Here is a 20,712-nt window from a genome sequence, read left to right on the forward strand (position 1 = left end):
CGACACCCGACACCCGACACCCGACACCCGACACCCGACACCCGACACCCGACACCCGACACCCGACACCCGACACCCGACACCCGACACCCGACACCCGACACCCGACACCCGACACCCGACACCCGACACCCTACACCCAGTAGTACCTTCAAGTCCCTTGTCACCCCCTCAGATACCTCACTTACACGCCATCGCGCTGTAGAACTGACGCTCTATAGCCAATTACCCACCAAAACAAACGGCGCCCAGTAATAAGGATGCTCATACTCAGGATTTTTCAAGATTGAGAGTTGTGCTTGACGCAGAGATTCCGCTTTGCTGTTTTCAGCTTGAGTCAGGGATTGGTAAAACTCAGCCATAAGTTGAGCCGTTGATTCGTCGCGAACTGACCACAGAGTTGCCAGAGTGCTGCGAGCGCCGGAACGGACAGCAACACCCGCTAATCCCAAGGCGGCTCGTTGATCCCCTGTTGCCGTTTGGCAAGCACTGAGAACCAGTAATTCAATCGGTTGGCTATCCTCTCGTTCTCGAACTTGCAGTAGTTGATCCAAATCATTGACATTAACTTGCCCTTCCCACGTCAGGATAAACGTATCTTCCACCTCGGAACTAAACTGACCATGAGTAGCCAGGTGAACCACGGGGAAAGGAACATCACTAATTTCCTGTTCAAGTGTGGTTGTCGTAAACTCCTGATTGAAAAGCATCTCAGACGGTACTTGAGCCGAGATTTTACTCAGTTCCAACTCGACTCCAGGTAAAGCAGAAAATCCCTGACGTTCCTCACTGAGTCCACCAATTAATGCCTGAAGCCGTTCCCGGTCTAGCGCACGGGGTTCTAACAGTTGCAATCCGGGACTCACCGCGACACTATATTTTTCAATTAGATACTGTTCTCCATCATAAAGGGCTGCCATGGGCAGATTTCGCAACGCCCCATCCAGGATAAAGACGAGGGTTTTAATCTCATTGTCGGCTAACTCGACTTCTATGGGTCGAATCAGCCAGTCATAAATGTCTTGGGAATAGCGTAATCGTTGTTTGTTTGACAGGACAGGGTTGAGGAATTTGCGGAGTTGGACAAAGGCGTTGTTGACTTCTGCTTCCGGTAATTGGGTTTGATAATGGCGCAGGGGTTGTCCCGGCAATGATAGAACCACAGCTAATCGGTCTGGCAGAATAATCGGATAAATCACCGCCGCCGTGGGATCAACTTGATCAATTTGTTGGGATTGCGCCTGGATACAGGTATGGCGAAAAAAGTTATCTAACTCAGCAAGTTGGAGGGATTCAATCACCTCGCGGGCTTTTTGCAGGTTTTTTTGAGAGGGATCAGATTTGAGAAGTAATCCCACCAGTTGACGATAGACGGGTTCAACTCGTTCTCGAAAGTAAAATTGTAAATTTGGCAGGGCAATCAAATCACTGCGGAGCGATCGCAAGGTTTCCACGGCGACGGTATAAGCAGCGACGGCATCTTTTATATTGCCTTGTTTTTCCAGAATTCGACCCAGTTGCCATTCCCATAAATAGGTAATATCGCCAGCATTAATGCCTTGAACCAAACTCAGCGCCTGTTGCGTCAGCTTTTGCGCCTCGGCTAACTGCTGCTTTTGTTCGTAAAGTTTGCCTAATTGTCCAATGGCGTAGGATTCAGCTTTCGCGTCTTGAATCTGTTGGGCCTGTTGAATCGCTTTGGCTAACAATTGTGCGATCGCACCGTCCGTAGTCAGCGCTTTAGCGCTTGCGTTCGTAGTCAGCGCTTTAGCGCTTCCGGTTTCTGGGGTAACATTATCGGTCAAACCCGCCCCTACCAATTGACATCCAGACGTGCCATGGCACGTCTCTACATCGCTTCCCATCCGCATCAGACTATCTGCCAAATTTACCTGAGCATAAACCGCCGCCCGACTGGGGGATAGGGTGGCGAGACTAACTTGGATTTGCGGTAATAGTGCGATCGCGGCATCCTCTTGTTCCGTATTGATCAACAGACTCAGTTGGTTCAATTGAGCCTTGATTTGCATCAGCGGATTGGTTGCCGTTTTAGCCGCTTTGTGGTAATAATCTAATGCTTTGTCATCCTCTTGTAAGTCTCTCGCCACATTCCCTAAACTCAACAGAATCGCACTGGTATCGGGAGTCGGGTTAAGGGTTTGGGCGATCGCTAAACTTTGGGTTAACAGGGTTTGGGACATTTTGGGATCACCCAACTCTTGCAGGGCAATTCCTAAACTCTGCAATCCTTGAACTTTGACGCGGGAGTCAGGTTGGGCTTGGAGTTGTTGATTTGCCTGTTCTAAACGGGTTTGCGCCCGTCGATAGAGTCCCAAGGTTTGCAAGGCTTGGGCTTGGTTAATTTGGCTTCCCAGTTTTCCGGTTTCATCACCCGCACGGCGGTAAGCGTCGGTGGCTTGTTTCCAGGTGTCCAGGGCGGCTTCAGCTTGTCCTTTGGTGAGTTGCAGGCGTCCCTGCGTATTCAAGGCTTGACCCAGAATCGCCAAACCCCCTGATTCCCAATTGTCTTGGTGTTGCAACAGATCAAGACTTTGGCTAATCGCTTGTTCTGCGTCCTGGACTTGTCCCAAATTTTGATAGGCTAACGAGAGATAACTTAAACTTAGGGCAAAGTTTAGGCGATCGCGCTTTTGTTCATACTCTTGGGCGGCTTGTTGCCACAGTTGTGCGGCATCAGCAAAACGTCCCGCTTCAAAGGCAGCAATTCCTTGCTCTAGGGGGGTTGGGGAATTGGCAATTTTGGCGTTTGCGGGTTGGCGTTTTAAGCGCCTGGTGTTATCCCCAAGGTGTAAGATTTTATCGGTTTGGGCAATATGCCCTTCTGCCCTCTGCCCTCTACCCTCTACCTTGTCTCCACTAACGTGTAAAGATTCAACTGGATATGAGATTCCGGGTAATACAGTGGTGACGAGAAACAGGGTTAGCCCAAACAGTATCACAGAGGAAGCATACCGTCTCAAACTAGACCGAATCTTTAGCCGAAAAATTTGACTAGCCCACTTCATAGTTTGACCTGATTTTGATAGTTAACGGTATCCAGAGGGAGTGTTGAGCGTTGATCCTTTGCTCAAAGGAACCTGGTTTTGAGACAAGTAGGGGCGGGTTTAGAAAATTACGTTTCGCTATTGATCATAACCTTTGTACAAAACCCGCCCTGACTTAATTGGCAGTTAGGAAATTAGGTTTTTTTAACGCAGAGGGGCGCAGAGGTTCACGCAGAGGGCGCAGAGGTTTTTTGCTTGATCTGAGATCCTCCCAAGAATTAAGGTGAACAAGTTGGTGGTGTATAGCGAGGACGTTGGGGAGAAGCTTCCGGTAAATTAGCTACCAATTCAACTTGACCTTTTTCATTGACAATCCAGCCTTGAGCTTCAATAATTTGAGGTTGAGGATTCGGTCGGTAAAATTGAAAATTGTTCTCTGTCTTAGCCGTAGATGCTGGAGAAGACGCCACCGCTAAATTGCGTACATCTGACCACACCGTCTCACTGGCAAGGGGTTGCGTGGGGTTGGCAGGTAAGCCACCGCGCCCCGTTAGGGCAAAGTAATTTCCTTGATCAGCAGCACAGCCAATGGCAATAAGTGTGCTAGTATCCGTAAAATTTTCAGGGAATTCAACTAATCCTTGAGAGGGGTCAATACCCTGAATATCGATTCTAACAGTACCACTAAACTCAGGACCCAATTCAGAGGTAGCTGTAATATCACTTTCTGGTGTCAATTTCTCCCGAAACTCTGTGCCAAAAATACCTTGAGCCGTAATAATAACCCGCCCGCCTCGACCTTGTTGAGCATTCGCGGTAATATCGCTATTTTCTAGAGCGACTAAGGTATCGGTCATGATGGTAATATTACCCCCATCTGTATTCCCAGCATCTGTGGTAATCTGACTCTCTTGAATCATCAGCAAGTTTTGAGTTTTCAGGGATAAGTTACCGCCTTGACCCGAATCCGTCGCCGCATTAATTGTTCCCTGATTGTCCAACTGAATCAAATCCGCGACAATTTCTAATGTTCCCGCATCCCCAGAACCAAGACTATTCACGGCAACTTCTGCCCCATCCCGGATAATAAGTTGACCTGCATTTACCTCTAAAACACCCGCATCCCCCGTGGCTTGCAATGCGGGAAAGTCAGCCCGTCCGGAGGAAGACACTAAACTACTGGGAATTTCTACGGCAACTCCTCCCCCTGTAGTAATTCCTGTACCGATGAGTTCCAAGGTATCGGAGACATTAACCGTCAATGTGCCTCCATCTCCCGCACTTAGAGTGGTGGTTGAGATATTTGCCCCACCCCGGATGATCATATTTCGGGTGGACACTTTTGTCTCTCCTGCAGGTGCCCCACTAAAACTGGTGGTTCCCGGACCACTAATAAATTGAGAATCAGGGGATAAACCATCAATTTCAATAAAATCAGTCGCATTTATGACAACATCTCCGGCTGAACCCCCCGCCGGAATTAACCCCAATCCGGTTAATGCACCCGTCTGATTTCCCACTTGCGCCCCGTCGCGCATAATCATCTGGCGTGTATTTACGGTGATGTCACCGCCTGTCCCTGTACCAAAGACACTGTTAGCAAAAATCCCTGTAGGCGCTAGTGCGCCAATGGGCGTGCTATCCATTTCCACAGACTCAGAGGCATTGACTTGCAAACTTCCACCATCACCTTGACCAAAGGTAATCGTTTGCAGGAGTCCGCCATTTTTTAGGGTTAGGTGTTGCGTATTCAACCTAAGATTTCCCGCATCACCTGTGGTTCCTTGAAACGCCCCAGTGACAAACGCCGAACCAGATATTTCCACGGACTCAGAAGCGTTAATCACAGCATCTCCCCCTCTCCCCGCACCCCCTGTTGGTGTAGAGGCGATCGCGCCATTCCGCATCACTAACCGATTCGTGTCAATGGTTAAACGACCGGCGGCGGAACTGTTTCCTTGAGTAGCCGCCAAAAGTCCGCCGCCGAAAAATTCGATATCGGAAACTTGGAAGGGGGGTACACCTAAGGCAGCTAATTGCTCTGGTGTAGCTAACGCCCTTAAGATAATGTTTTGCTGCAAATCCTCAAATCCAGAGCCACTCAGTTCTACAGATTCTGAAGCCCGAATCGTCAGATCTCCCCCTGTCCCACCTCCAAAGGTTGATGCAGAAACTAATCCTTGACCCTGAACCCGCAATTGGGCGGTGTTTAGGGTTAAATCTCCTCCTGATCCAGTACCAATTGTATTGGTTGTGATGCTACTGATGGGAAAACCAGTGGGGGAAGCGCCAACCACTTCGACTAACTCAGAAGCGTTTATGGTTAAATTAGCTCCAGGTTGAGATCCTAGAGTAATTGACTGAATTTGTGACCCATCCCGGACGGAAACTTGTCGCCCTTGCACCAGAATTTCGCCCCCGCCTGCACCACTTGCATTGACGGTGGCTTGTTCTATCAGTTGAATCGTGCCTAATGTCGAACTTGTAACATTCAGGAACGAGGATTGGGGAGAATTGAGGTTCCACTCTCCATTAAAAACAGAACCCAGTTCGATTTTTCCCGATGGTGCGGTCAGATGACCCCCGTTTAACTCCACATCTCCACCAATTAAGGATAAAGTTTGACCAGGTTGCACTGCTAGTCCCACGACTTCATCCCCAATCATGGCGACGGATTGATTGACAATCGTGCCGGGATTGGCTCCAAATTGCAAGCCTAGGGGAACGTTAACGGTAAGTAAAGGGGATGGGGGTTGAGGATTTGTGGCGCTGAACTCCAGCCCATTCTCAAAAATAACGCTATCTGCTGTCGTGGCTCGAAATGCACCGGACACATCTAATCGAGCATTTTCGCCAAAAACGATACCATTGGGATTCAGCAGAATCAGGTTCGCGGCTCCATCGACGCCTAAGGTTCCCAGAATATTCGTCGGACTGTTTTCACCAGTGACGCGAGTGAAAATGGTTTCAATCCCGCCAGGATTAGCGAAATCAACTCGTTGTCCATCTCCCACATTGAACTGTTCAAAACTGTGGAATAGGTGAGAATCCCGTTGAGCGCCGCCTTGAATCAGAATGTCTATCGAGTTATCGCCCGGTGTCAATACCGACGTTTCATTACCCAAAGTAGCATCAGGAGTAATTTGCGCGATCGCCGGCTGAGTTAAAACAACGCCAATCCAGCATCCCAACAGGCTTGTAGCTGTCCATGCCCGCCTCGGGAAGCTAATGCGATCGCGGCTTTTCTGATTCGGGTTTCGTGCCACTGCTACATTACATTCCAAGTAACACCAAACAAGTTATCGCTGTATTTGGCTACAATAGCATCTTTCTAGAGGCAGATGCTAAAGACTAGAATAGAGGCACGACATCATATCGTGTCCCTACAAATAGTGATACCCCTGCACCCCTGATCGCGGCGGTCAATTATCTGCGACTTTGGCGTAGCGCGGCTAGCTGCTGTATTTGTTGGCTTTGCTGCTCCATTTGCATCGAGAGCGTATCACAGACTAGATCGCACAATTCAAACAAAAACGGATTAGCTATCTTATAGTAAACACAAACCCCTTGCTGTTCACGGGACACGATTCCCGCCTGGTTGAGTATTTTGAGGTGCTTCGATACGTTAGCTTGTCCGAGTCCGGTTTCTTCAATAATCTCTGTGACGTTCTTTGCACCTGCTTTCAAGCAGCAGACAATCTGTAGCCGACTGACTTCCGAGAGGACTTTGAAAAAATCTGCCATCAAGGTCAACGCCACAGGAGACAGTTGGGAGATGCCGCAATCTGTTGAATTAGCTTTCTTGGTCTTGGATTTGGTAGCAGTGCGATTAGGCATAAGGGCTAAAATTACGCGGTTCGGTGTTATTTACTGATTAGTCATATTATTACATACCATAACAATTCCTGTCCTCGTCGCCAGAGTCACAGATGTAGAGACGTGCCATAGCGCGTCTGGGAAAAAAGGGAAATTTTTGTCGCCCTAAAAAATTTCTTGCCAAGCCTTGACACCATATCACTACTTGCTCATATAATAAATTCATCGACGAGAGGCGTCACTCAGTCACGCCAGTCAAAGGGGTTTACCAATGGGCAAACTATTTAATGAACTAAAACAAGACATTTTGTATCAGCATGGCATGAATGCCTGCCTGAATTGCGGTGTATGTACTGCCGTGTGTCCGGCAGCCGAGTTTAACGATTACTCTCCCAGAGAGGTAATGAACATCGTCCAATCCGAAGATGACGAACTGATTGAAGACTTGCTCAAATCCGACAAGATTTGGTATTGCGGACAGTGTTTCTCCTGCAAAACCCGGTGTCCCCGAGGCAACAGTCCCGCCTCAGTCATTCTTGCCTTACGCCGACTTGCGATTCGTTACGGTTACTTTGCCGAGTCGGAAAAAGGACGACAGCAATTAATTGCCAAGCGGGTGTTTGGGGAAAACATGCTCAAACGTGGCTATACCTTACTGGCAAAAAACATCTCCCCATCCCATTTCCCTGAACTCGGTGAGAACTGGGAATACTATTACGACCATATGCAAGAGATGCGTGAATGGTGGGGTGTGCCAATGGACTTGGAAAATAGCCCCGGTTCCCACCGCATGATTCCGGAAACAGACATGGAAGAAGTGCGGACAATTTACCAAAAAACTGGTGCTGTCTCTTTAATGGATGCCGTGGAAAAAGGCATGGAAAAGAAACTCGGCAGCAAAGCGGAAGTGGAAAAATACTGGCAAACCTGGTTAGAAACTGGGGATAGCCGCAACTACGAAATCAAATAAATCAGGAGAATCAACCATGAAACTAGCCGGAAAAAACCAAGCCTGGGACAGACACCAAAAACAAGTCCCCAGCGTCGATGAACCAGGTGGAAACTTATGGGGATGCTTCCGCAGTTGTTTTCTGCAAAGTGCCGCCCCTTATACTGAAGGTGTCGCCTATAAAATCTTAAAAAATGACCTAGGCATCGAATTGCGGGAAGCCCCGGGTCATACCTCCTGTGGGGCAATTGGATATCACGGCGATGTCACCAACCTAGAAACACAGATGGTGATTGCAGCACGAAACTTTTCCATCGCCCATTATGAACAAGGTGTCGATAATCTTTTCTCTTTCTGTGTCACCTCCTTTGCCAACTATACGGAAGTGATTAAACTCTGGGAAGAAGAACCCGAGTTGCTGGAATACACCGAAAAGACATTAAAAGAAACAACCGGTCGAGAGTTTTGGATTCCTCACGTATCTGGTGGTAGACCTTCAGTTGTTCATGCCTCAGATGTCTTTTTTGCCAATCGTCATAAACTAGCAGAAAAAGCCAAATATAGCCTCAAAGGAATCAAAGCCACGGATCACGTCGGTTGCCACTATGGGAAGATTTTTCCCGGTGAAGCCATGGGTGGGGCGGAATTTCCCCAAGTCTTAGTGGGACTTTTAGAAGCCTTTGGTGCAGAAATTGTTGATTATCCCGAACGCCGCCATTGTTGTGGAATGGGCTTCCGCCAATGTGCGTTTCCTGAAAACCGGGATTATACCGCCGGGAGTGTTTATAAGAAATTAGCCAGCTTGAAAGAAGCACACCCGGACTGTAATTTAATCTTAACCAACTGTCCGGGTTGTACGGTGTTTCTGGATGCCGAACAAGGCACGATTAAGGAAGTCCTGGAAGAAGAATTCAACGTGTCTATTCTTGACTACGCCCAACTCACTGGACTGCTGTTAGGCTATGACCCCTTTAAGGATTGTGGACTTAATGCCAAGGCGGTTCCTATCGAACCGTTGCTGGATAAAATCGGGATTCCGTATGACAAATCTAAGACGGCTGAAGAACGCAGACGACCGTTTTAAGTCTAATAACACTGAAATAAGCATTAGGAAATCATCCCAACCTTTGATGTACCGTAGGGTGGGCATTGCCCACCAGCATACCAGTCAGTGGCATTCGTTTTAAGTCGGTGGGGACAATTAAAATCGTCATTTGTCATTTGTCAAGGCTTGAGGAAGGTTGACAGAAGTTAACCAAGTTCGATTTATTTCCATTAACCTACTTAAACGACTCTTTCCGTATGGTTTTGCTTGAAAAAATGCAAAAATTGTAAATAGAAAAAGGATTAAAACAATGGGTAAAAACGTAGTCGTAATTGGTGGTGGTCCAGCCGGAATGGCAGCGGCGGGGAAACTTAGCGAGTTAGGACAAGAGGTCACGCTAATTGAGAAAGAAGCCGAATTGGGGGGACATTTAAAGAAATGGTATAAAGTGTTTCCTGATTTTACCGATGCTTCAGAAATTATCGCTGAACTCAAAGGCGGATTGCATGGAACCCGGGTGTTAAAAAATTGTACGGTGAATCAGATTGAAGGTTCAGCCCCGAACTTTACCGTAACCACTTCAACCGGGGAAAAAATTGAGGCAGCTTCGATTCTGGTTTCGACGGGATTTAACCATTTTGATGCTTCGTTTAAAGAGGAGTATGGATACGATATCTACGATAATTCCATCACCTCGGTTGAACTGGATGCCATGCTAAAACAGCAAAAGGTGAAAACGGCATCGGGGAAAACGCCACGGAAAATAGCCATGGTTCATTGTGTCGGGTCTCGCGATGAGAAAGTAAATAATAATTACTGTTCGCGAGTTTGCTGTACCAATGCGGTGAAGGTGGCAATTGAAATTAAAGAACAGATACCTGATTGTGAAATTTACAGTCTGTATATGGACATTCGGGTGTTTGGTCGCGGTTATGAGGAACTATACCGAACGTCTCAGGAAAAATATGGGGTTCAGTTCATCCGAGGTCGGTTGTCTGAGGCGAATGAGAAAAATGATGGCAGCTTATTGTTGCGGGTAGAAGATACATTAACGGCAAGACCGATGCGGTTAACTGTGGACTTGTTGGTATTAATGGTGGGGATGTGTGGCAATACTGAACTGTCAGAAATTGCTGATTTAAAAGTCGGTTGTGATCGGTTCTATGAAACCGCCCATACTCAATACTCGAACAATTATTCGGCGCGAGCAGGCGTTTTTCTGGCGGGAACAGCAACGGGTCCGAAAGCGATTGCTGAATCAATTACAGATGGGCGATCGGCGGCGGCGGAAATTGCGGGTTTTCTCGCCACTAAGGTTGGTTCTCTCTGCCAATTTGAATCAGCGACCAATGGGCATTTTGCCAGTAAAAAACAAGTTGTACATCAGTGAGGATTAAATCAATGGTCGCCAAAAAGAAATGCTTCTTTGGTATTAAAACGGATCGCCAGGTTGATGGTGATCAAATCAGTCAGAAGGTGATGGATAAAGTGATCGCTGAGGGGGGTGAGAATGCCGCGATCGCGAGTTGTATGCAGTGTGGGACTTGTAGTGGTGGATGTACCAATATTGACCGCATGGATATTTCCCCCCGCAAGCTGATTCTGTTGCTGCAACGGGGTGAATGGGAAACGATTCTCAAAAGTAACACCCTCTGGTTATGTACCTCCTGTTACACCTGTACCTCCCGATGTCCCCGTGGAGTACGACCAGCGGATGTCATTGAAACAATTAAAGCCCTTGCCATCCGCGAAGGAATTCAGAACGACTCGACCCGATTTAATCAAATCTTTGTGGAGTTAGTCAAGAAACGCGGGATTGTCTTTGAACCGGAACTCATGCATCAATATGGCGGGATTGAAGCCATGTTGGAACAAGCCGAGTTGGGCGTCAAATTAGCACTTCGGGGTAAACTGTCGCCCTTCCCGGCTAAAGTGAAAGACCCGAAAACATTTAATCAAGCATTAGACAAGGCGAGTAAAAAATGACATATTCTTACTATCCAGGATGCAGCCTCCATTCCTCAGCCAAGGAGTTTGATATCTCCACCCGGGTGGTGATGCAAGAACTGGGAATTGAGTTGGAGGAACTTGAAGATTGGTCTTGTTGTGGAGGTTCCGTAGCGGCTGGGGTGTCTCATGAGGTGGGGATGGCGTTAGCCGCCAGAAATGTGGTGCTGGCGCAACAAAAAAATCGCGATCTTTTGGCATCTTGTTCGGGATGTTACAACAAGTCAGCTAAGGCAGCTAAGGCATTAGAGAACGAGACGGAACGGAATAAGATTACGCCGATTCTGTCGCAGATGGGGATGTCGGTTTCTGACTCTAATATTAAGGTTAAAAATGTTGTCGATGTCTTGGCGAATGATGTGGATATCTCCAGCCAGATTAAAAAGCCGTTGCGAGGTTTAAAGGTTGCCTGTTATTATGGGTGTCTTTTGACTCGACCCCAGGAACTAACGGGATGGGATTCTCCAGTTTTCCCCATGTCGATGGATAACTTAGCTAAGATTTGTGGGGCGGAAGTGGTTGATTTTCGGTCAAAGACCAAATGTTGTGGTGGACCGATTCTTGTCCCCCAGGAAAAGGTAGCGTTTGAACTGACGAAGCGCCTGTTAGATGAGGCAAAATCCTTGGGGGCAGATTGTATGGTGTTGGCTTGTCCGTTGTGTGCTAATAATTTAGAACTGAGACAGCCGGATATCGAGAAGGCGTACAATGTTTCCTATAAGCTGCCCATTCTTTATATCACGGAAATTATTGGCTTGGCGTTAGGGATTAAACCGGGAAAACTGGGGATTAACAAGCACGTTGTTTCACCTAAACCGGTTTTGGCTAAATTGGGATTCTGAGGCGCACATCGGGAAAGGGCGCACGTCTGTGCGCCCCTACAGTTCTATGCAAGCAAGTTAGGATCACATCCTTTGCGACGAACCCAATTTTTACCATCAATTTGTTCATCAGGTGTATAAATAGACTGAAGATAGATTCATTAACACGATTATAAAGCAATTCCTCGTTAAAGGGAGCAATCTGAAGGTTCAGACTGGATAAAATCTGTTTGATGTCCTCTTCCGTTACTCCAACATCGGCTTGGCACTCTTTCGCAATGTCAATTATGGCTTGTAAGTAAGCACAGGAATGAGAAAATATATTCAAGCTTTAGGGAAAGAGCCTTTGCTTGTTACAATTCAGGAAACTACTGTAGCTGTGCTGACACCAATTGCGGACTTAGACAGTTTACCTCTAGAAGCAAATCTAGATTCACTAACATTAATCAAAAAGTCTTTGCAGCGACAACAATCCGATTGTGTAGCATCTTTAGCCGATTATGTTCGTAGTTTAGGAAGAGAACCAGCGATCGCCGGATTTGAGGGTAAACCCGTAGCTGTTTTGGTAGCTACAGCAGATATTGAAACGGTTTCCTTAAGTAGCAACACTCAGTTTTTAGACATTATTGAGCGATCGCGACAACAGCAAAAAGCAGGTAAGGTTGTGAATAGTGAGGAGGTGCGAAAGACATTAGGGTTAGGGTGAATTGGGAGGTGCAAGCGCTATCTAATGCTTCATCTGAAGTGCGAAATGTGGATGATAACGCGATCGCTCTCACCTCTGTTACCCCACATACCTGCCCCCACTTTAGGCGTGGAAAGGCTTCCCTGGCACCAAGGTAGAGGTATTGTCGCCAACGTCTCTACTAGCTGGCTGCTTTAACTTGCTTAATCAACTATCTCGTGATATATTCAACAAATAGCTGAAAGTTTCCCAGGCAAGGCGGGAAACACTCTTAGCCAATAACCCAGAATTACCGTAACCATTAGGCAATCAGTTCAGAGTGTTAGAACGCCGAAAAATCTACTGTTCGTTTACATTAGGTATCATGTTCAACAATGTCGGACGCTTCGATCAGATTGTTCGCTTACTTTTAGCAGAAATTTTGCTTTATGCAGGGTTGAGTGTTTATCAAGATACGGGCTTAGTCGTTGGATTAGATATTGCCGCCGCTTTGCTTGCCTTCAGTGCGGCGATTGGCTTTTGCGGCATTTATCGCTTACTCGGTATCAACACTCGCCCACCTCACGATCATCCACCCGCGTAGCTTTTACGCCAGTTCAAGTAACCATTCATTAAAAATAGGAAAAACCATGAAAATTGCTGTCGCTAGTCAAAATAAAACAAGCATAACCGAACATGCTGGACATTGCCAGAGGTTTTGGATTTACGACATCAAAGATAATGAAATAACCGCTAAAACGCTGTTGGAATTGTCACCCGAACAGTCGTTTCACAATAGCAAACCCAACAACTCCCACCCGTTAGATGATGTGCAGGTTTTGATTGCTGGGGGAATGGGAAAGAAATTGATGAGCCGTCTGGAACAGAAGGAAATTGAACCGATTATTACTAAAGAAACGGATCTAGATAAAGCGGTTGAAGCTTATCTTAATGGTTCTTTAGTCAGAGAAGATAGCGAATGTCATGATCATGAACATCAGCATCAACACCGTCATCAACACCGTCACGGACGTGAAACTGTCAGTGAGACTTAGGATCAATTGCACTGACTTAATCTGGGTTCGTAGTCGGCACGAAGCGTGCCAGAAGCGCTGAAGCGCTTACTACAAACTCTAAAGTCAGTGGCATTCTACTTAGGTTTCATGTTAGCTTTTGCCGCACTCACGGTTGAAAGTTTTAATCTAAAATCCGACATGACGCTGGCTGAAGCTAAAAAAGTTGCCTTTGCTGATGGGGCTTATGGTGTAGCCGCAACGATGATTCTAATCACCGGAGTGTTGAGTGTGTAGGGGCGGGTTTCACGACTATCTTGTCGGTTGCACCCAGATGTGACTAAACCCGCCCAGACTCAGTTTCTAGACTTCCCGTGAAAAGTTAGAGCGACTGATTTGTACAGCATTTTTTAATCCGGTGTATTACAGTAGTCATGATAAAATCCTATTCTACTCTTATTTTGCTGTATTACATCGAGTATGCAACTGCTGTAGCCACGGGAGATGAATTTTAAACAGTGGTAGAATAGACCAAGAGCCAATCTAATTAATTACTCTAGCCGCTTCGGTTCATCAGGGGAATCTAAGCTGTCATGCATTTAAATTGGGTATTAGTAGCGAGCAAGATGCAAAGCCTGCGGCATGGCTTCGCTTAACGCACTAAAAGGATGAGAGCCATTCTTGACATTAAGGTTTAAATGCCGAACAGCTTATCTCATCTTACGCAATTGCTTAGAGTTGGCTCGCTCAAATCGTTCTGGAACTTGCAGCCATGTCTATTCTCTCCACTCAACAGAGTTGCTTCGGCTTACGCAGTATCTATGAAAAAGTCGATCATCCCATTTTCGTGATCGATATCGATGCTCAAGGAAATTACCGTTACGCCGATTTTAATCCCGTAGCAAAAAAAATTTTGGGGTTAACCTCAGATAACTTACGGGGACGTTTACTGAGCGAAATATTACCACCTGAATTCACCGAACCCTGTATAGAACTTTATGATGAATGCGTTAAGGCGGGAAAAACCATTCATTACGAAAAACTCGTTACTCTAGACGGAGAACCGATTTGGTGGCTGACGGGACTCACCCCTCTCAAAGATGATAATGGGCACATTTATCGACTGGTGGGAACCTGTACAAATATCACACAACGTAAGCAATTTGAACAAGCGTTGCAAGACTCGGAAACCCGATATCGACAACTAGCACAGCGAGAATCACTGCTTAATAGTATTGCTAGTCAAATTCGTGCTTCTCTTGATTTTAATACGGTGGTGGAAACTGCCGTTGATAAACTTTATCACTTGTTAGAATTGGAACGCTGCGTCTTCCGATTATATGTACCAGACGCTATTCCTCCCGTAGCAGAAGTTATCGCTGAAGTCAAACACCCTGAGTTACCTTCCTTAAACGGAAGTCGGGTTCCCGTCGCCGACATTACCCCCTTAATTGCCAAAATCACCCGCAAAGAAGTGACTCGTATTGAAGATACCCTGACGTTGCAAAATCCCGTCGAACGCCAATTTTTTCTGGAGACATTAAACTATCGTGCGGTGGTTTTTGTCCCCGTTCACACTCAATCGGGGAAAATTGGCGCTATCTGTTGCAGTCATAGTGGGAAAACGCGCCATTGGAGTGATAGCGAAGTAGACTTGTTAGAACGGGTAGCCGATCAACTCGCGATCGCGCTTACGCAAGCGGAACTCTACGCCCAAACTCGCTCAATTGCTGAATCGGAAGCCCAGAAAGCTATAGAACTGACAGCGGCTTTGCAACAATTGCGACAGACGCAAGCTCAACTCATCCAACAAGAAAAAATGTCTAGTTTGGGACAACTGGTGGCGGGAGTGGCTCATGAAATTAATAACCCAGTTAGCTTTATTTACGGCAATATTAATCCGGCTAAAGATTATATCGATGATGTTTTGGAACTGGTACAGCTTTATCAGCAATCCTATCCCAATTCCAATCCTATTATTCAAGCCAAATTACAGCAACTAGATTGGGAGTTTATTCAGCGAGACTTTCCTAAATTACTGGACTCGATCAAAATCGGAGCCGATCGGATTCGCAAAATTGTGCAATCATTGCGGAACTTTTCGCGACTCGATGAAGCGGAGATGAAAACGGTTGATTTGCATGAAGGAATTGACAATACTCTATTAATTCTCGAAAATCGCTGGCAAGCCAATCCCAACCGTCCGGCTATTCAGGTAGTTAAAGACTATGGTGACTTGCCCTTAGTCGAGTGCTATGCTGGAGAAATCAATCAAGTGTTTATGAATCTGCTAATTAATGCGATTGATGCTTTAGAATCCGCTTTTGTGAAGCAGCCAAGGATTGAGATTTTGACTCAACAATTAGACGATGAAATGGTGGCGATTCGGGTTCGGGATAATGGTTTGGGTATACCAGCAGAACTCAAATCACGAGTGTTTGAGCCGTTTTTTACCACTAAACCTGTTGGCAAGGGAACGGGATTAGGATTATCAATTAGTTATAAAATTGTGGAGAAACATGGCGGTACTCTCGACTATTGTTCCCAACCCGGAAAAGGCACTGAGTTTGTCGTGAAACTTCCGCGATCGCAGAAACAATCCTAATTTATAGAATAACCTATGCAGATTCAAAAAAACGCCTGTCAGCTTACCGTTTTAGTTGAGAATACAGCTTATGGGCGGGGACTTTTAGGAGAACATGGGCTGTCTTATCTGATCGAAACCGATTCCCAGCGCATTTTATTTGATACAGGACAGGGGTTAACACTGTGCCACAATGCTCAACAGTTGGGAATTTCGCTACAACATTTAGATGCGGTTGCGCTTAGTCATGGTCATTATGATCATACGGGTGGTTTAATCACCCTCTTAGAAGACTGTAAGATTGCTAAACTCTTTCTGCATCCGGCGGCGCTACAACCCAAGTTTAGTCCCAGAGGGAATATTGGATCTCCGATTCAAGATGTAGATCGGTTCAAACAGAGGATTGATCAGTTAGTTTGGACTGATAAACCGACAGAAGTTATCCCTGGTATGTACCTGACAGGTTCAATTCCCCGGTGTCATCCCCTAGAAGATACAGGGGGGGATTTTTGGCAAGATTCCCAGCACAATCAAGTGGATTTGATTGTCGATGATCAAGCCTTGTTTCTGGATACACCCGCAGGAATGGTGGTGATTTTAGGCTGTGCTCATTCCGGTGTGATTAATACCCTCGATTATATTGCCCAAATCACAGGTATCGATAAATTTTACGCCGTAATTGGGGGAATGCACCTGAACCGGGCGAGTCGCGATCGCGTGCAAGCAACGGTGGAAACATTGGCGCACTATAAAGTTCAGGTATTAGGGGCGAATCACTGTACTGGAACCGCCGCGATCGCGTTTTTGTGGCATCATTTTCTAGGCAACTGTATAAGCTGCCATGTGGGTACTCGCTTAGGGTTTGGCACTTGAACGTTGGCACTTTTTTGCCGAGTGTCTAATTTAGAATGTCTGCCCTGTGTAAACAGAACGAACTTCTCCATTCCGTCGAATAATCGCTTCTCCGTTGTTCACTTCAACTAACATCCAGCCACTTGTGCCAATGGCTTCGCCAATGTTAATCCGCTGAGTGATCCCATCAATTTCAAATAAGGCAGCAGAAAGTTCGTCTGACTCTAGCACTCCCACCAGAGTATGGTTGACAGGAGGCGGGGGTGGCGGTGCTGGTGGCGTTGGCGATGCTGATGCTGTAGGTGAAGTCGGAGCAACGGTTGGGGGTGAGGCTGGCGGTGTTTGAGCCGTGACTTGAGGAGGAGGCGGTGTGGGTGCTGGCGAATTAGCAGCCGGTGAAGGCGCTGGGGCTGGTGGTGGGGCGACTGAGGAGTTAGCAGGAGGTACAGGGGGTATCCAAGAACTCTGGGGTGGATAAACCGGATAGTAGATTCGTTCCAAAATTGTACCCGGTGGATTAGCACCGACGGGACGATTGATAGCACCCGAAGAGTTGGTCGCACCTGGAGGTAGATTCGGATTACCTGTTCCACCACCTGCGATCGCAGCTTGTTGTCTGGCTTCAGCTTTACGGTCAATGGCTTTTAGCGCCTCCAACGCATACTCTCCAAACTCGTAATCGGCTTCTGAGGGGAGTTGGGTGTCAGCAGACGGTGAGGCAATAAAGTTGGGCAACCAGGGTGCAAACCGTTGTTTCTGAGTAATTAGGAGCAACAGTGCGGTTAGACCCACTGAAATTAGAGCCATTACCCATAAAAATTTATCCACAGACCAACCTGATTTTTTGGCATGGGAATCACTACTCTTTATTCCTTTCGTTTCTGAAGACTGGGTTTCAGACGATTTTTGGTTCGTCTCAGATGGCTGTTCCACCAAATCTTGAGCAGGTATCACAGCAGGTGGTGCGGTGACGGGGGGAATTACAATCGACTTTAAAGATACATAGTCTGGCTTAGTCGGTTCAGTTGGTAATTTGCTACTCCCTTCCAAGATGCGGTCAAGATCTGCAAATAAATCATCCATTAACTTATCTGCATCGGCTTCGGCTGACCAAGACTGGATCGCCGTGGAGGTGGTTGATGGCTTGTTTGCCTTGTCGTGAGTATTGATATCCTGAGACATAATGGCTCGCTCTGATGGCTATAGAATTCTCTATATTAAGATGCTCTAAAGCATTTCCTATCGCTTAGATTAGCAATCAAATTACCGATCTGAGAAAAAATTCTCATCTTTTTATCAAAATTATGTACAAGTTTAAGTCCAATGGCGATATTGTGGGTTTACTTCTGTTGATTGGCTTTGGCATTGCGTCGCCACATCTGGGGTTTGATGCGTCGCAACGCTGATGCCGGAAATCGTTGATGCCATTGGTGATCTGAAAGTGTCGCCAGTTCCGCTAAGGTGGGAGCGACATTCCCAGGATAGGGTTCAAAGTCGGCTACATCTGTTGGTTGAGCAAAGCGTTGGTTCCACGGACAAACATCCTGGCAGATATCGCACCCCGCCACCCAACCCTCTAAATGGGGGGTGATGGATGAGGGTAGTTCCTCGGCTCGGTTTTCAATTGTATGATAAGCAATACAACGATTAGCATCTACGACAAAAGGTTTAACAATTGCTCCAGTCGGACAAGCCTCCAGGCAACGGGTACAGGTTCCGCAATGCTGAGTATGGGGAGTATCGGGTGTCAGAGATAAGTTGGTTAAAATTTCCCCTAAAAATACCCAACTGCCATACTCTCGCGTAATTAGATTACCATTTTTTGCGATCCAACCAATTCCAGCACGTTCTGCCCACACTTTATCCTGCACTGGACCGGTGTCTACGTAGTAACGAGCTTGGATTCCTTCTGCTTGGGCTTGTAGCCAATGGGTCAAGGCTTTGAGTTTTTTGTGCATCACCTTATGATAATCTCGTCCCCAAGCGTAACGGGATATCTTGGCGTACTCGTCTCCCTGAGGACGTTGGTGAGGGGTGTAGTAGTTGAGGGCAACGGAAATAACGGATTTAACCCCTGGCATACAGGTATGGATATCTAGACGGCGCGGATTCTGCATCCAATCCATGTCAGCATGATAGCCCTGAGCCAACCACGTTTTCAGATGTTGAGCGGCTTCCTCGTCAGCATTCCCTTCTATAGCTGCAATACCACAGTGATGAAATCCTAGCGATCGCGCTTTTTGCTTAATTTGATGGCTTTGGTCATTGGTCATTGGTCAGGGAATAGGGAACAGGGAACAGGGAACAGGGAATTCTATTGTCATCGCATACTTTATTATGATGTATGAATGAAGGCAATACCGTTACTAACAACCCTGAAATGACTATAGAGGGCATTACCCAGTCCGTGATTTGGCGTTACTTTGAAACGATGAATGCTGGGGATTATGACGCAACTGCCGCATTGTTTATAGATAACGGTGTAATGCAGCCACCGTTTGAGGAACCCATCCAAGGACAAGAGGCGATCGCAACCTACCTAAAGGCTGAAGCCATTGACATGCAGCTCTTACCCAAAACCGGAATTGTGGAACCTCAAGAAAACAGGGAGACTCAAATTCAAGTCAAGGGTAGAGTACAGACACCACTATTTAGTGTCAATGTAGGTTGGATATTTCTTCTCAATCCCGAACAAAGGATTAGTTTCGTCAGAATTAAGCTGTTAGCGTCGCCTCAAGAACTCCTCAGCTTAAGACGATGACGAATGACAAATGACGAATGACAAATGACAAATGACAAATGACAAATGACAAATGACAACTAAGCCGCCACTTGCTCCCAGGAACGAGCGAGCAACTGACGCCCCAACTCAATATCTCTAGGCGCACAAAGCCAATCGGGATGAGCTGTCATTAACAAACTCTCTAATGCTTCTTGGTCAAATAAATGCCAGACAGCCGCGCCGTTAATCGTGGTTGCGATCGCGTAGCAGTTGGCGCTGATACACTGAATGGTTGAGGTGTTGGCAATTCGCCGCAGTTCCATGCGATCGCCTGATTGAAGACGGCGGAACCGCCATACTATTTGCTTCCATTCCTTGAGTGATGACACCGTTAATCCTGGAATCGCTACCTGGATATCCGGATCTCCATTGACGGCAATCCAATAGTGGCGTGATGGATCAATTCCTTCCAACCATGGAGAATCGTCATCTAATCGGTAGCGGGGAGACAAGATAAACGGCTGTGTCATACGAAATGATGGGTTGCACTAAACTTAACAGCTAACTCTTGGTTTCAGAGGCTCACCAGTCCTCGAAACAAGGGCATCCTTAACAGACAGACAGTCAAGTCGCTCTTTCGGCTTGACTTATTTAAAATCCTATAGATTCAGACATCTATATCAAGTAAATTTAACAAAGCTTATAGATTTAATTAGGACTATGGCTGTTTTTGTAATATTTCGTAACAATTGCCGTACTCGCAGACATTATACTACAGACGTTCCGGAAATGGGATACAATTATCTAATCATTCGTCAGTCTTAGGCAAGCTCGTCTCCATCTTCAGACAGTTACGACCATTGATCTGCAAGCGATACTCGACTCTATCCATCAGCTTTTGCATAATCAGCCAACCATATCCGCTTTCCTGTTTCGCCTCTGGAGAAGGTTGATTATAGTTAGTGATGTCATACCCTTTGCCGTGATCCCAAATTTCCAAAGCAATGTCCCGCTCTTTGAGTTCCAAGCGAATCAAAATCGGTAAATTGGGTTGATCTCGATGAGCATGACGCACCACATTGGAATAGGCTTCAACTAACGCCAGTCTTAACCGACTCGATTGATGTTGCCAATCCACTGAATCTCCTAACGCTACTTCCAAACTTCCCAGTAACCAGCTTTCAACAATCGTCAAAAACTTCAAGTCACTTGGTACATGCAGCTCCGTTTTCAT

At 46.5% G+C, this 20,712-nt stretch carries 19 protein-coding genes; 12 read left to right on the top strand and 7 right to left on the bottom strand.

The window, feature by feature from the left end:
• Window positions 1-215: 215 nt before the first annotated feature.
• The 3 genes from RIE73_RS21920 to RIE73_RS21930 all read right to left on the bottom strand — a co-directional run bounded on the left by RIE73_RS21920 (window position 216) and on the right by RIE73_RS21930 (window position 6,842).
• Window positions 216-3,026, bottom strand: coding sequence for a CHAT domain-containing protein (locus RIE73_RS21920; RefSeq protein WP_446403206.1), 2,811 nt, complete (start codon window positions 3,024-3,026; stop codon window positions 216-218).
• A 257-nt stretch (window positions 3,027-3,283) separates the two neighbouring features.
• Window positions 3,284-6,271 (bottom strand): two-partner secretion domain-containing protein, encoded by a 2,988-nt coding sequence (locus RIE73_RS21925; protein ID WP_446403207.1) that lies wholly within the window; start codon window positions 6,269-6,271, stop codon window positions 3,284-3,286.
• Between the two features lie 160 nt (window positions 6,272-6,431).
• Window positions 6,432-6,842: an ArsR/SmtB family transcription factor gene (locus tag RIE73_RS21930; RefSeq protein WP_446403208.1), complete on the bottom strand. Its 411-nt coding sequence runs from the start codon at window positions 6,840-6,842 to the stop codon at window positions 6,432-6,434.
• Window positions 6,843-7,092: 250 nt separating this feature from the next.
• Here RIE73_RS21930 and RIE73_RS21935 point away from each other — a divergent pair, with 250 nt between their 5' ends.
• From RIE73_RS21935 to RIE73_RS21985, 11 genes are all read left to right on the top strand, one after another.
• Window positions 7,093-7,791 (top strand): 4Fe-4S dicluster domain-containing protein, encoded by a 699-nt coding sequence (locus RIE73_RS21935; protein ID WP_446403209.1) that lies wholly within the window; start codon window positions 7,093-7,095, stop codon window positions 7,789-7,791.
• Between the two features lie 16 nt (window positions 7,792-7,807).
• Window positions 7,808-8,854 (top strand): heterodisulfide reductase-related iron-sulfur binding cluster, encoded by a 1,047-nt coding sequence (locus RIE73_RS21940; RefSeq protein WP_446392864.1) that lies wholly within the window; start codon window positions 7,808-7,810, stop codon window positions 8,852-8,854.
• A 271-nt stretch (window positions 8,855-9,125) separates the two neighbouring features.
• Window positions 9,126-10,205 (top strand): FAD-dependent oxidoreductase, encoded by a 1,080-nt coding sequence (locus RIE73_RS21945; protein ID WP_446403210.1) that lies wholly within the window; start codon window positions 9,126-9,128, stop codon window positions 10,203-10,205.
• A gap of 11 nt (window positions 10,206-10,216) precedes the next feature.
• Entirely contained in the window at window positions 10,217-10,801 is a 585-nt protein-coding gene (locus RIE73_RS21950) for a 4Fe-4S dicluster domain-containing protein (RefSeq protein WP_446403211.1), read from the top strand.
• Window positions 10,798-11,664 (top strand): CoB--CoM heterodisulfide reductase iron-sulfur subunit B family protein, encoded by an 867-nt coding sequence (locus RIE73_RS21955; RefSeq protein WP_446403212.1) that lies wholly within the window; start codon window positions 10,798-10,800, stop codon window positions 11,662-11,664. The genes RIE73_RS21950 and RIE73_RS21955 overlap by 4 nt, the downstream gene beginning before the upstream one ends.
• A gap of 289 nt (window positions 11,665-11,953) precedes the next feature.
• On the top strand, window positions 11,954-12,349 hold the full coding sequence (locus tag RIE73_RS21960) for a hypothetical protein (RefSeq protein WP_446403213.1): 396 nt from the start codon (window positions 11,954-11,956) through the stop codon (window positions 12,347-12,349).
• Between the two features lie 343 nt (window positions 12,350-12,692).
• A complete protein-coding gene (locus tag RIE73_RS21965) occupies window positions 12,693-12,911 on the top strand; it encodes a YgaP family membrane protein (protein ID WP_446344738.1) in 219 nt (72 codons plus the stop codon).
• A 46-nt stretch (window positions 12,912-12,957) separates the two neighbouring features.
• Window positions 12,958-13,362, top strand: a complete 405-nt coding sequence (locus RIE73_RS21970; RefSeq protein WP_446403214.1) for a NifB/NifX family molybdenum-iron cluster-binding protein — start codon at window positions 12,958-12,960, stop codon at window positions 13,360-13,362.
• 45 nt (window positions 13,363-13,407) lie between these two features.
• Complete coding sequence (locus RIE73_RS21975; RefSeq protein ID WP_446403215.1) at window positions 13,408-13,617, top strand: DUF2214 family protein; 210 nt, start codon at window positions 13,408-13,410, stop codon at window positions 13,615-13,617.
• Between the two features lie 475 nt (window positions 13,618-14,092).
• A complete protein-coding gene (locus RIE73_RS21980; RefSeq protein WP_446403216.1) occupies window positions 14,093-15,925 on the top strand; it encodes an ATP-binding protein in 1,833 nt (610 codons plus the stop codon).
• Between the two features lie 15 nt (window positions 15,926-15,940).
• On the top strand, window positions 15,941-16,777 hold the full coding sequence (locus tag RIE73_RS21985) for an MBL fold metallo-hydrolase (RefSeq protein WP_446403217.1): 837 nt from the start codon (window positions 15,941-15,943) through the stop codon (window positions 16,775-16,777).
• Window positions 16,778-16,807: 30 nt separating this feature from the next.
• On the opposite strand, the gene RIE73_RS21990 is transcribed toward RIE73_RS21985, so the two are convergent.
• Both RIE73_RS21990 and queG read right to left on the bottom strand, forming a co-directional pair.
• The gene (locus RIE73_RS21990; protein WP_446403218.1) at window positions 16,808-17,938 is read right to left on the bottom strand and encodes a hypothetical protein; all 1,131 of its coding nucleotides are present in this window, start codon (window positions 17,936-17,938) and stop codon (window positions 16,808-16,810) included.
• A gap of 158 nt (window positions 17,939-18,096) precedes the next feature.
• Window positions 18,097-19,029, bottom strand: coding sequence for a tRNA epoxyqueuosine(34) reductase QueG (gene queG / locus RIE73_RS21995; RefSeq protein WP_446403219.1), 933 nt, complete (start codon window positions 19,027-19,029; stop codon window positions 18,097-18,099).
• Between the two features lie 107 nt (window positions 19,030-19,136).
• On the opposite strand from queG, the gene RIE73_RS22000 reads away from it, so the two are divergent.
• On the top strand, window positions 19,137-19,517 hold the full coding sequence (locus RIE73_RS22000; protein ID WP_446403220.1) for a ketosteroid isomerase family protein: 381 nt from the start codon (window positions 19,137-19,139) through the stop codon (window positions 19,515-19,517).
• Between the two features lie 59 nt (window positions 19,518-19,576).
• Here RIE73_RS22000 and RIE73_RS22005 read toward each other — a convergent pair whose 3' ends face one another.
• Both RIE73_RS22005 and RIE73_RS22010 read right to left on the bottom strand, forming a co-directional pair.
• The gene (locus RIE73_RS22005) at window positions 19,577-20,008 is read right to left on the bottom strand and encodes a hypothetical protein (RefSeq protein ID WP_446403221.1); all 432 of its coding nucleotides are present in this window, start codon (window positions 20,006-20,008) and stop codon (window positions 19,577-19,579) included.
• A 278-nt stretch (window positions 20,009-20,286) separates the two neighbouring features.
• Window positions 20,287-20,712 carry an ATP-binding protein gene (locus RIE73_RS22010; protein WP_446403222.1) on the bottom strand — a complete coding sequence of 142 codons (426 nt, stop codon included), beginning with the start codon at window positions 20,710-20,712 and terminating at the stop codon, window positions 20,287-20,289.

Origin of the sequence: Coleofasciculus sp. C1-SOL-03 (assembly GCF_040220555.1) — a bacterium.
Classification (GTDB): Bacteria; Cyanobacteriota; Cyanobacteriia; order Cyanobacteriales; family Coleofasciculaceae; genus Coleofasciculus.